The sequence below is a fragment of the Phaeodactylibacter sp. genome (assembly GCF_022763345.1).
GTDB lineage: Bacteria > Bacteroidota > Bacteroidia > Chitinophagales > Saprospiraceae > Phaeodactylibacter.
In genome coordinates this window covers 56,870-68,942 of record NZ_JALEGS010000047.1, presented here as the reverse complement: position 1 = coordinate 68,942, position 12,073 = coordinate 56,870, and the positions used below count along the sequence as shown (strand labels likewise).

Sequence of the window (12,073 nt, the reverse complement as noted above, 5' to 3'; positions counted from 1 at the left end):
CGGCAGCTGGATTCTGTTCCATCAGGCGTATGTGCCGATGGGCAACTGTGTGGAAATGGGCCTGGCGGTCTTTACCACCGACCCCAACGGCGATGCTACTGCGGTCTTTAGCAGCGTGAACTACCAGAGCCAGGACGGACAAAGCTTGTCTGCGCCGAATATTCCGGGCTGGACAGCGGAAACGCCTGAGGTGGTAAAGGCAAGTGTGCTGCCCAACCCAGTACGCGGTCAATTCACCCTGCAGTTCAGCAAGCCATTGCCTACCGCGGGGCAGGCTACGCTGCTCAATGAGTTTGGGCAGCGCCTGTTGCAGCAGCCGCTTAGAGCAGGTGAGAGGGAACTGGGCTGGGATGCTGGTGCCCTGCCTGCGGGCTTGTACTTCCTGGAAGTGGTCACTGATGATGGCTACCGGGAGGTGCTGAAGGTGGTACGGCAGTAAGTAAGTTAAATTTTGTTTTTTTAGGTTGAAACTGCAGTTCGGGCTTGGTCCGGGCTGCAGTTTCTTTGTGTTGATTGATGCAGGAGGCTAAAGAGGAGTAGTGTTACCAGTTGTATAAATGTATACGCAATACAAAGTGGTCACCTACTGGTGCTGACGGACAGCACGGGGAACGATAAATGTCGGGCTTACAGTCCAGACATTCATCGTCTGGGTCGTTGATCCAGACATCATCGTCTGGGGCTTACAGTCCAGACATTCCTCGTCTGGGTCTTGGATCCAACATTCATCGTCTGGAATCTCGGATTTGCGGCATCGGCCACTGACGAAGCGTAGCTTGTCAGGACAGGCCACTGACGAAGCGTAGCTTGTCAGGACAAGCGCAAGCCACTTCTCAGCGTAAACGCAAGCATTGAGTGGGTTTGCTGTAGCAAACACTTAATCGTCAGTATAATCCATACAGGCCTTGCTGGGGTACACCCATGCTCGCCTTGCTTCGCTTCGGAACTGCAAGATGTAAAATATTGAACGTAAAATGGGCGAGCGTTACTGGTGGCCGCAAAGCAGCCTTGCCATTGGAGCACGCTGCCTGGTGCTTCTTCGTTCGACGTAGCTTTAGCGCTGACATCCATCGGTATGGTTATATACGGAAAGTCGGAAACCTAAGCTGTACTAAACAGCGGACCAACTTCAATCTTGCTTATCCTCCCACGCGTCTTTGTTTTCCTCCGTTCCTCAGGCTAAGCATTTCCCCCCCCGGCGCCCTACCTTCCCGTCTACCCAGGCCGGGACATCAAGGTAGTGAATGGCTTTGCGTTCGTAGGGGCTCTCGCGAAAGGGCTGCAGGGCGGTGTGAAACTGCCGGAAGGCTACGGTATGCTCAGAAAGCGGCTTATTAGAAAGCTCAGCCAGGAAGCGAAGGGTGCGGGCAAGCATGGGGCTGAGGTCGGTGGCCTTGGCAAAAAGGCGCTGCACGGCACGCAGGAGGTAGTCGAGCAGGCGGTAGTTGCCCAGCTCGTAGTGGCACAGGAGGTGGAGCATGCGGGTATTATGAAGGAGATCTTCGCGCAGGGAACCGGCCTTGAGGTGGATAATTTCATTGAGGTAGTCGAGGGCGGCTTCGTACTGCCCATCGCAGAAGTGGAGGTAGGCGAATTTATAGTAAAATAGGAGGATACGGTGGACATCGGTCTGGGCTTCAAGGAGGCGGAGCTCTTTTTTGAGGTTGGGGATGAGCTGTATGCCGGCCTGATACTGCCGGCTGACGAAGGCGTGGTTGAGACGGCTAAGGTGAAGGTAGACGCGCGCAGTGGAGCGGGCCGTGGCATCGAGGTTGGTGGCGTTGGCGTGGTAAAAGGCTTCGAAATCGTTCAGGCAGCTGCGGAGGGCGGTGCTGTCGTCGAGCATATAATGGAGCACCATATTGTAGTAGAGTGCACGAATGTAGAGGGTAGGATCTTTTTCCTGCATCTGGGGGTCTTCGCGGAACAGGAGGGCCCACCGCTGGGCATACTGCAGGGCTACGTCGAAGTTGAGCAGGATGTACTGATGCCACATGTAGCCCTGGTAGAGGTAGGCTTTCTCAAAAAAGGTGAGGTGCCCGTTGAGGTGCTCCTTGGGGAGGTGGGCTTCGAAAAAGGCCTGGACTTTGGCGACTTCACTTTCTGACTTTACATGGCCGTACTCGATGTACCAGCCTTGTATTTGTATGTTGAAATTGGAGAAAAGGTTGCTGGAGTGAGCAATGCGGCTGCGGTGGCTGGCTTCTTCGAGCAGGCCTTCCATTTTATTGGCGACGCGTCGGCTTCGGGTAATGTGGCGGGCTTCGATGAGCTTCTGGAATTCGATGATCTCTAGGTGGAGGACATCCTGATGGTGGGCTTCAGCTTTATTTTTGACGCTTTCGAGGGTGCGCAGAGCCTGCATGTACATGCCTTTGCTGTAGAGGATGCGGGCGAAGTCGATCTGCTCGTGTATGAAAATCTCAATATCGCGCTTGATATAGAGCAGGCGGAGGCTCTTGAGGAGCTGTTGGTAGAGGTGGCGTTTGTGATTGGGCAGGTTGCGGGGGGAAATGGGCAGGGCATCGAGAATGGCCTTGTCGTCGTAGTTGTCCATTTGATTGAGGAGGTCGAAGAGCTGCACGAAGGTGGCATCGCCCTGATAGCGGCTGGCATACAGCTTGAAGTTGCGCTTTTCGGCCCGGGTCATGGACTGAATGAGGTGGAGGAGATGGTCACGTTTGTTGTTTAGTGGCACATTAATTTGTTTTTATAATTTTGAAAAACAATAGGTTATGGTTTTTAAGGTAGTTTTGGGCATCACATCAAAAAACAAAAGTAGCTATATTGGGGGAGTATTAGGCGCTACATTTGTAATTAACACAGAATACAGTTCCGCAAGCCCAGCCAAAAGTTGACAACACTTTTTAAAGGATTGACAAAATGAAAAAAATAGAAGCGATCATCAGGTTGTCCCGTTTTGAGCAAATCCGGGATGCGCTGGCGGGTATCGGGGTGCGGTTTTTCACCCTTACGGAAGTCAAGGGGTTTGGCCTGCAGGTCGGTCCTAAGATGACCTACCGGGGCAGTACTTACGATGCCGACTACATTGCCCGCTTACAACTCGATATTCTGTGCGAGGAAGAAAAGGTCGATGATATTGTCAAAACCATTAGCGAGTCCGGTCGTACGGGTGAGGTAGGAGATGGCAAGATCATTGTCTACGATGTAAAGCACGTCGTCCGCATCCGCACCGGGGAAACCAATGCGGAGGCGTTGTAGATCTCGTGTTCTTAACCTATTTGCTACGCTGCTGCTGCACACAATCTTATTTTAACTTCCTATTGCTGAGGTCAGGTCAGCCTCTCGTTGAGGCGGGTCTGGTGTTTTAGCCCTGTCTTACCAATAACCAAATTAAGTTGCAAGAAATCACTGTCTGCCGACCGGCAGTGCAGTGACCACTGTTGGGCGAAGGCCGACGGTATATTCTGTGTAAGGAACTATTTGAAGAACTACTTTTAACGACTACGTTTATGGATCAGGCATTATTCACGGCAAATAATGTATGGATGTTGGTTTCAACGGTGCTAGTCTTTGTGATGCACCTGGGCTTTTCGGCTTTGGAAGCTGGCTTTGTACAAAAGAAAAATACGGTCAATATTCTCTTTAAGAATGCGATGATCATTTCGATCGGGCTGCTGACCTACTTTATCGTGGGCTTCAACCTGATGTACCCAGGTGTGAATGAAGGCGGCTTCTTTGGCTTTGGTGGCTTTGGGCTGTCGATGCCGGAAGGGGACGCGGGCGCGATTGCTTATGCAGATGGCGGCTACACCTACTACACGGATTTTATATTCCAGGGTATGTTTGCGGCGACAGCGGCTACCATCGTTTCCGGTGCGGTAGCGGAGCGCATTAAGCTCAATGCTTTCTTGATTTTTGCGACCTTGTTCGTGGCCATCAGCTATCCCATTACCGGTATGTGGAAGTGGGGTGCCGGCTGGCTGGATGCGGCAGGTTTTTACGACTTTGCAGGTTCTACACTGGTCCATGCCGTAGGTGGCTGGGGCGCATTGGCAGCCGTATTACTGCTGGGCGCGCGCCGGGGCAAGTATCAGAAGAATGGCGGCATCAAGCCGATTCCTGGGCACAGCATGCCTTTGGCAGCTATCGGGGTATTCCTGCTTTGGTTCGGCTGGTTCGGTTTCAACGGTGGCTCAGTGCTGTCCGCCGATCCGGTGGCGGTATCTTTGGTCTTTGTGACGACTTCTCTTGCTGCTTCGGCCGGGGCGGTAGGCGCCTTCTTTTTATCCTACTTCCTCTTCAAGTCGCATGACCTCTCTATGGTCCTCAACGGCATCCTGGGCGGTCTGGTGGGCATTACGGCCGGGGCCGACCTGATGAGCCCTATGGAGGCCATCATGATTGGTGGCATTGCTGGCCTGATCATCCCGGTATCTGTGGTCTTCTTCGACCGCATTAAAATTGACGATCCAGTTGGTGCCACTTCCGTTCACTTGATGTGCGGGCTTTGGGGTACGCTGGCGGTCGGTATTTTTGGTGCGAAAGCCGGGCTGGGCCAGCTATGGATTCAGCTGTATGGCACACTGGCAGTCGGTGCATTTACCTTCGCCTTTGCCTTCGGACTGATGTTCTTGCTGAAAAAGACGATCGGTATCCGCGTAAGCGAGGAGGAAGAAGAGCGAGGCCTGGACGTTGCAGAGCATGATATGGAAGCTTATGAGGCGGGTACGGTGACAGAGCCGGCTTATCAGCTGATGGATTAGAATTTTAGGAAAACAGGTGTTTGGATTAGTATGAAAAAACGATAACGGGACGGATATTTCCTGGGAGACCTGGGAAGGTTGTCCCGAGTCAGTCTTAGGAAAGGTTGAGGTTGAGGATAAGGTTGAGGGGCTTGGCGAGGTCTCCCAGGAGGCGACCGCTAAACGGTCGCTCCCTCCGGAGGATCCCGGTTGGTTTTAGCCTCGACCTCAACCTCCGCTGGAATCTCCAAGCCCAGCAGGAACTATCAAAAATTGACCACAAAACTCAAATAAATCATGGCGAAATCAAAACTGGAATACATCTGGCTGGACGGATCAGCGCCCACGCAGGGTCTTCGGTCCAAAACCAAGATTGTAAAAGACTTTAGTGGTGCCCTGGAGGACTGCCCAATGTGGTCCTTTGACGGCAGTTCCACCAATCAAGCCGAAGGTGGCGCTTCCGATTGTCTGCTTAAGCCGGTCGCGGTTTATCCGGACCCCGACCGCCGGGCGGGCTTTCTGGTAATGTGCGAGGTGTTGAATGCCGATGGCACACCTCACCCGACCAATGGACGGGCAACGATTAATGACGACGATGCCGACTTCTGGTTCGGCTTTGAACAAGAATACTTCCTTTGGGACTTAGAGACCAATAAGCCGCTGGGCTTCCCAGCCAATGGCTATCCGCGGCCACAGGGGCCTTACTACTGCTCTGTGGGCGCAGGCAATGCTTACGGCCGGGAGGTCATCGAGGAGCACCTCGACCTGTGCATCGATGCGGGCCTCAACATTGAAGGCATCAATGCCGAGGTTGCTGCCGGGCAGTGGGAGTTTCAGGTGTTTGCCAAAGGTGCGCATGAGGCCGGCGATCAGGTGTGGGTAGCCCGTTACTTACTAGAGCGTACGGCAGAGAAGTACGGGCTGGGTATCAACTGGCATTGCAAGCCTTTACAGGGCGACTGGAACGGATCGGGCATGCACGCCAACTTCTCGAACTCTCTGCTGCGGGAGGCGGGCAGCCGTGACGTATACGATACGGTTTGTCAGGCCTTTGGCGCTTCGCCGGATGTCATTAAGGCACACATCGACGTGTATGGGGAGGACAACCACCTCCGCCTTACCGGCCTGCACGAGACGCAATCGATTGATAAATTCAGCTACGGTGTATCTGACCGGGGCGCGTCTATCCGCATCCCGATCGCTACAGTAGAGAATGGCTGGAAAGGTTGGTTGGAAGACCGCCGCCCCAACTCTGCTGCGGACCCCTACAAGGTAGCGGCGCGCATTATTAAAACGGTCCGCTCGGCGGATGTGATGCAGCCCGCCTGAAAATGGTAATAGCTATACATTAACCTTATAGTTCCTGCATAGAAGTATGCAATTTTCTGCCTCCGGTTTTGTCCGGGGGCAGTCTTGTTGGAGCTTTAAGGTTTGTGCGGGGTTGAGGTCCGTAGCAAGGATAAGGATGAGGATGAGGTTGAGGTTGAGACCATCCGGGGTCTTCCACTTGGAGCGACCGTTAGCGGTCGCCGACTGGGAGGTCTGGCCGGGACCCTCAACCTCAACCTCGATCCGGGTGCAGCCCAAGGTCAACCTCAACCTCCCCCAGGACTAGCCTGGACCCCTTGCCAGGTTTTACCAAAATCCGGCAAAGCAGAGCTACCACAGGCTACCAAAGTTTGTTACCTTTAGAGCAATTGAAAATTTAGGAACTATAGTCATGCATTTCAGGATTTCGAAGTAAAATGCGTCAGCATTCATCAAACCTGGGATCGCATTTTTTAAAACTTAAAACTAAGCATATTTCTATGAGCCTTTCCAGATTCCAAGCCCTGGATACTATCCTTAATCGCTCCGGGTTTGAGTTGGAGTACGTAGACGTACCCGACCCCAAGATTTCAAACTTCTTTGGCTGTAATGTCTTCAACGACAAAGCAATGAAGGAATACATGACCGAAGAGGCCTTCAGCAATGTGAAGCTGGCCATTGAATCAGGCGCTAAGCTGTCGCGTGAAGATGCCGATGTCGTTGCCGATGCTATGAAGCGCTGGGCGATGGACCACGGCGCTACCCATTACACGCACTGGTTTCAGCCGCTGACTGGACGTACGGCTGAGAAGCACGATTCTTTCTTCACCTTGCGCCCGGATGGAGAGGTAGTGGAAGAATTCACCGGCGATACCCTCGTTCAGCAGGAGCCCGATGGGTCGTCTTTCCCTGGAGGCGGACTGCGTTCCACCTTCGAAGCCCGAGGCTATACCGCCTGGGACCCTTCTTCACCAGCCTTTATCCTGGAAGTAGGGGAGGGCAAGACGCTTTGCATTCCCACTATCTTTGTTACCTATGGGGGAGACTCCCTCGACTACAAGCTGCCGTTGCTGAAGTCGCAGTCTTATCTGGAGCAGGCGGCCATCCCTGTTTGCCAGCTGTTTGACGAGCAGGTCTCCAAAGTATGGGTGACCCTCGGCTGGGAGCAGGAGTACTTCCTGGTAGACGAAGCCTTGTTCAATGCCCGTCCTGACCTGCTGCTTACAGGCCGCACGCTCCTGGGCAAGCATTCGCCTAAGGGGCAGCAGTTGGATGATCACTACTTTGGTTCGATTCCGGAGCGGGTATACGCCTATATGCGCGACTTGGAAACGGAGTGCCATAAGTTGGGTATTCCGGTACGTACGCGCCACAATGAGGTAGGTCCGGGCCAATACGAGCTGGCCCCGATGTTCGAGGAAGTCAACCTCGCTGTCGACCACAATCAGCTGCTGATGGACCTGATGGACCGCGTTGCACGCCGCCACAAGCTTCGGGTGCTACTGCATGAGAAGCCATTCGCAGGTGTGAATGGCTCAGGCAAGCACAACAACTGGTCGATGTCAACGAATACGGGCAGCAACCTACTGTCGCCAGGTAAGAAGCCGGGCAGCAACCTTCGCTTCCTGACGTTTTTTGTGAATACCATTCAGGCTGTTTACAAGCATGCGGATATCCTGCGGGCCAGTGTCGCTTCGGCTTCCAATGATCACCGTTTGGGTGCGAATGAAGCGCCGCCTGCCATTATTTCCGTCTTTATCGGCGAGACCCTTACCAAGGTCCTCGACAGCATTGAGAATGGGGCGACTCTGGATGAGGCTGGCGTGAAGGAAGTAATCGACCTGCTGAATAAAATTCCTAACCTTGAGCTGGACAATACCGACCGAAACCGGACCTCTCCGTTTGCCTTCACCGGCAATAAGTTTGAGATTCGTATGGTGGGCTCTACGATGAACTGCGCGGCACCGATGACCGTGATGAATACCATCGTGGGCCATCAGCTGGAGTTGTTCAATACCGAGCTGAAGGAGCTTATGGAAAAAGGGCAGGATCGTAATGCAGCCATTCTGACCATTTTGCGCCGATACATTAAGGAGTCCAAAGCGGTCCGCTTCGAAGGCGACGGTTACAGCGAAGCCTGGGAGAAGGAAGCCGAAAAGCGTGGGCTGGCGAATACGCCTAATACACCGGATGCGCTGAATGCCTACCGGTCTAAGGAGGCGATTGAGTTGTTCACGTCCAGTAAGGTCTTCACAGAGAAGGAGCTACACGCCCACTACGAGGTGATGAATGAGAACTACATCATCAAGCTGCAGATTGAGGCCCGCACCATGGGCGAGATGGTGATCAACCATATCCTGCCTGCCGCGATTGCCTACCAGGGGCAGCTGGCCGACGGCGCGTTGAAGATGAAGGAGCTTGGGCTGAGCGAAAACGAGTATAAGGCACAGCTGGATATCATCAAGCTGATTGCGGAGAACATAAGCCTCATTAAGCAGAAGGTCAATGAAATGACCAATGCCCGACGCGATGCCAACGAGCTGGAGGATGCCAACGAGATGGCTAAGGCGTACTGCTACAAGATCAAGCCTCTTATGGAAGAGATCCGCACTTATGCTGACCGCCTGGAGTACCTGGTGGATGACCGCGAGTGGCCGCTGATCAAGTACCGGGAGCTGATGTTTGTCCGGTAAACGATACGTTTTAGACTGTTGTAAAGAGAGTAGCCCGGGCTGCGCGTATGGCGTGGCTTGGGCTGCTTTGATTTGGGGTTGAGCGTAGTGCCGTCAGGGTATACTTTAAGCGTAGGCTCGCCTCGGAAGTATGCCCTAATTTGCGTGTAGGTAATGTGCGACGCTCTACGAGGTCGGAAAGCTGTAATAGATTGGGTTGACTTATATTCGACGCTCTACGAGGTCGATGTGCCCTGGGCTGCTGGGGTATACTTTGAGCGTAGGCTTCCACAGGGTGTGTGCTCTAGCTTGCGGATGGAGAGAAATGTACCCATACCTTTAGATTTGCAAAAGGGATGAGCGGTGCCGCTCGGGTGGTCTGCCGGGAAGCGGTTGCAAAGCGGTCGTTGCACTGGCTGGGTGCTTAACCTTAACCTTTCCGGGTACATTCCTGGGACACGAGCGTTACCGGTCGGTGTGGCTGGGTTTTCAAAGTGTCGAGAAAGATAAAATCTGCCCGGTTTTTGAAAGAGGGAACAGTTTTTTCAATGGTACTATATCTATCAGATTTACTATTTTTGTGAAGCTTTTCTCTAACTAAAAAATGTATTGATATGAAATCTCTACTATTTGCGCTCTTCGCGATGCTCTTTGTAACCGGCTTAAGTGCCCAAACTTTGGAGACGGAATCTGAATTTCCACCCGATAGCCCTACCTGGCCGTTTTTGTGGGATCTGGAAGTGGATGAAGGCGGAAGTTTGTACGTGTGTTCAGCGCTGGGTGAATTATTTGTGAAAACCGGAAACGAATGGCAGTCCTTTGAGCTTGACCCAGAGGCGGATACGGAGGCCTTTGGCGTGGCCGTTGATAGCGACAGTGTGACCTGGGTAGCTACCGACAGAGGGCTGTTTGAGGTCAATAACGGGGTGGTGATACACCACACGGCTGAGAACAGCGGCTTGCCTTATAACGAGCTGCGGACCATTGAAGCCCATGGCAATGAGCTTTGGATCATTGCGCCTGATTATGGCCTGATCCGGAAATCCGGTGAGGATTATACGGTTTACAATCCGGATAATGCCCCATTTCAGTCTGATGTGCTCCGTAACCCACTGGCTGTGCAGTCTGACGGGCGCGTTATCCTGTCTACCTCTGGTTTCGTTTACTTTTTTAACAATGGGACGAACTGGCAGGTCCTGGATTTGTACGATCTAGTTGGTGGCTGGAACCTTCGGGTTGCGGATATTTTCGTTGACCACAATCAGGACATCTGGTTTGCTACCAACGCAGGTGTGTTAAGGTATGATGACAGCTCCGGCAACCTGCAGGATATGGGTAATGTGTACGGGGAGCGTAGTTATCAGGGCATTCTCTACACCCCGGATGGTGAGCTTTGGCTTGGTGACGTTAACGATGGTATCCGCTATTTTGACAGTGATCAGGAAGAATACTATTTCGAGGCAGAAGGGAACAGCGATATCCCTTCTCAGGTTTTTGACATGGTATTGCACAACGACACGGTAAAGGTTATCGGCAATATCGGTGCAAAAATTGCCAGTCTGTCTGTCGTTTTTATAGATGCAGACAATGACGGCTTCTTTGATGGGGAGGATTGCGATGACAGTAATCCGGATATCTACCCTGGGGCGGAAGAAATCCCTAATAATGGTATAGATGAAGACTGCGACGGTAGTGATCTGGTGGTATCTGTGGATGAGGCGTTCAAGGCAGCGATCCGGGTTTTCCCTAATCCTGCTTCGGCTGTATTGTACGTACAAGGGCCCTGGGAAGAGACCCCTACGCTGATGCTGCATAGCCTGGATGGTAAGTTGGTAAATGGTCCACTTCAAGCTACGGAAATGCCCTTAGCTGGCCTGGTAGAAGGAAATTACATGCTTACGGTCGAAACAAGGCATGGAAAGGCGGCTTATCAGGTATACCTTCAACCGTAGTTGAGGGTGGGTAAAACAGGCGAGGGTTGCTGTCGGTAGCAGTCCTGGGTTTTATGGTGGTCCTGGTCGGATGCAGGATGAGCAGTTAGGGTATACTATAAGCATAGGCTTAGCTTGGTCGTATGCCCTAACTTGCGGGTGGGTATTTTACAACTAAGGAAAAGTGCGATACTCTGCGAGGTCGCTTTGGGAAGTTAAGGATAAAGGTTGAAGGATCAAGCAGTGCCGGTCGCTGGTTCGCCGGGAGGCGGTCGCAAAGCGGCCGTTTCATAGGGTGATGGAGCCTGGTGCTTCTCCGTCCGATGTAACTTAAGCGCCAATATACATCCGTATGGACCTGTCCGTCTGGACTGGCCCGTCCATACGGACAAGTTAGGGAAGTTGGAAACCTTAACCTTGGCTGGGCCTTGACTGAGACCAACCTGAACCCCGGCAGAGCAGTACCCGGCCTCCCTGTTTTGCACCAAATTAAGAAAACTTTGGGGCCGCTTATGAACTTTCACCGCTGTCCCTGCCGTTCCTAAAATGTGACTGCCGCGGTTTTTGGCGTCAGAACAACTAAACTAAAAAATAAAATGATGAAGCGCATTCAGATGACCCTGCTTGCTTTTGTATTGCTCCTTAGTGCGGTGGGTTTCACCGGCTGTGGCGGCGATGATGACCGTGGAGGTGGTATCAATTTGTTCTCAATTGAGGACGACAAAATGCTGGGTATGCAGTTGCGGGATGAAATCCTGGCGAATCCCCAGGAATATCCTATTCTGGATCAGGGGCAGTACCCTCAGGCTTATGCTTTTTTACAAGATATTGTGGATGACATTCTGGCTAGCGGGGAGGTGAAGTATGCACAGGAATTTGCCTGGGAAGTTTATATCATTGATGACCCGGAAACGCTGAATGCTTTTGCTGCACCTGGGGGGTACATTTTTGTGTATACGGGGCTTATTAAATTTCTGGAGGAAAAAGATGATTTCGTGGGTGTAATGGGGCACGAAATGGCTCACGCTGATTTGCGCCATTCTACCCAACAGCTTACCCAGCAGTATGGTGTGGCAACCTTGCTGAGCCTTCTGCTTGGGCAGGATCAGGAACTACTGACTAATGTTTTGGGTAGTCTCCTGGGATTGAAATTTAGCCGAGATGATGAGTCGCAGGCGGACCAATTTTCCGTCATTTATCTGTGCGAAACGGAGTATGCTGCGAATGGTGCGGCGAGCTTTTTCCAGAAGCTGATCGATCAGGGCAGTGCGAATCCTCCGCAGTTCCTGAGTACCCACCCTAATCCGGACAACCGCGTAGAGGCCATCAATATGGAGGCGGAAGAGCGCATGTGCGATACGGCTTTTGACTCTGATGCGCAGGCTTGGATGGCTTTCCAGAATAGTTTGCCCTAGGGCGTTCACGCGGAAGTTTTTACGTAAAGGTTTCACGCAAA

At 52.5% G+C, this 12,073-nt stretch carries 8 protein-coding genes; 7 read left to right on the top strand and 1 reads right to left on the bottom strand.

The genetic code is table 11. The features are described from left to right. Positions 1–439 (top strand): T9SS type A sorting domain-containing protein (locus MRY86_RS12265; protein WP_293568353.1); only part of this gene is annotated, 439 nt, incomplete at its 5' end. A 735-nt stretch (positions 440–1,174) separates the two neighbouring features. Here MRY86_RS12265 and MRY86_RS12260 read toward each other — a convergent pair. After that, positions 1,175–2,698 carry a hypothetical protein gene (locus MRY86_RS12260; protein ID WP_293568355.1) on the bottom strand — a complete coding sequence of 508 codons (1,524 nt, stop codon included), beginning with the start codon at positions 2,696–2,698 and terminating at the stop codon, positions 1,175–1,177. Positions 2,699–2,883: 185 nt separating this feature from the next. Here MRY86_RS12260 and MRY86_RS12255 point away from each other — a divergent pair, with 185 nt between their 5' ends. The 6 genes from MRY86_RS12255 (at position 2,884) to MRY86_RS12230 (ending at position 12,032) form a co-directional block, all read left to right on the top strand. Further along, on the top strand, positions 2,884–3,222 hold the full coding sequence (locus tag MRY86_RS12255) for a P-II family nitrogen regulator (RefSeq protein ID WP_293568357.1): 339 nt from the start codon (positions 2,884–2,886) through the stop codon (positions 3,220–3,222). Between the two features lie 251 nt (positions 3,223–3,473). Next, on the top strand, positions 3,474–4,727 hold the full coding sequence (gene amt, locus MRY86_RS12250) for an ammonium transporter (RefSeq protein WP_293568359.1): 1,254 nt from the start codon (positions 3,474–3,476) through the stop codon (positions 4,725–4,727). 276 nt (positions 4,728–5,003) lie between these two features. Further along, positions 5,004–6,035, top strand: a complete 1,032-nt coding sequence (locus MRY86_RS12245) for a glutamine synthetase beta-grasp domain-containing protein (RefSeq protein WP_293568361.1) — start codon at positions 5,004–5,006, stop codon at positions 6,033–6,035. Between the two features lie 479 nt (positions 6,036–6,514). Beyond that, positions 6,515–8,707, top strand: coding sequence for a glutamine synthetase III (locus tag MRY86_RS12240; protein WP_293571528.1), 2,193 nt, complete (start codon positions 6,515–6,517; stop codon positions 8,705–8,707). A gap of 593 nt (positions 8,708–9,300) precedes the next feature. Further along, positions 9,301–10,638: a MopE-related protein gene (locus MRY86_RS12235; RefSeq protein WP_293563486.1), complete on the top strand. Its 1,338-nt coding sequence runs from the start codon at positions 9,301–9,303 to the stop codon at positions 10,636–10,638. Between the two features lie 575 nt (positions 10,639–11,213). After that, complete coding sequence (locus tag MRY86_RS12230) at positions 11,214–12,032, top strand: M48 family metalloprotease (protein ID WP_293571526.1); 819 nt, start codon at positions 11,214–11,216, stop codon at positions 12,030–12,032. The last annotated feature ends 41 nt before the right edge of the window (positions 12,033–12,073 follow it).

Excerpts from the sequence above, each read along its gene's own strand:
- MRY86_RS12255 (WP_293568357.1), top strand. The coding sequence starts at position 2,884 with ATGAAAAAAATAGAAGCGATCATCAGGTTGTCCCGTTTTGAGCAAATC.
- amt (WP_293568359.1), top strand. The coding sequence starts at position 3,474 with ATGGATCAGGCATTATTCACGGCAAATAATGTATGGATGTTGGTTTCA.
- MRY86_RS12245 (WP_293568361.1), top strand. The coding sequence starts at position 5,004 with ATGGCGAAATCAAAACTGGAATACATCTGGCTGGACGGATCAGCGCCC.
- MRY86_RS12240 (WP_293571528.1), top strand. The coding sequence starts at position 6,515 with ATGAGCCTTTCCAGATTCCAAGCCCTGGATACTATCCTTAATCGCTCC.
- MRY86_RS12235 (WP_293563486.1), top strand. The coding sequence starts at position 9,301 with ATGAAATCTCTACTATTTGCGCTCTTCGCGATGCTCTTTGTAACCGGC.
- MRY86_RS12230 (WP_293571526.1), top strand. The coding sequence starts at position 11,214 with ATGATGAAGCGCATTCAGATGACCCTGCTTGCTTTTGTATTGCTCCTT.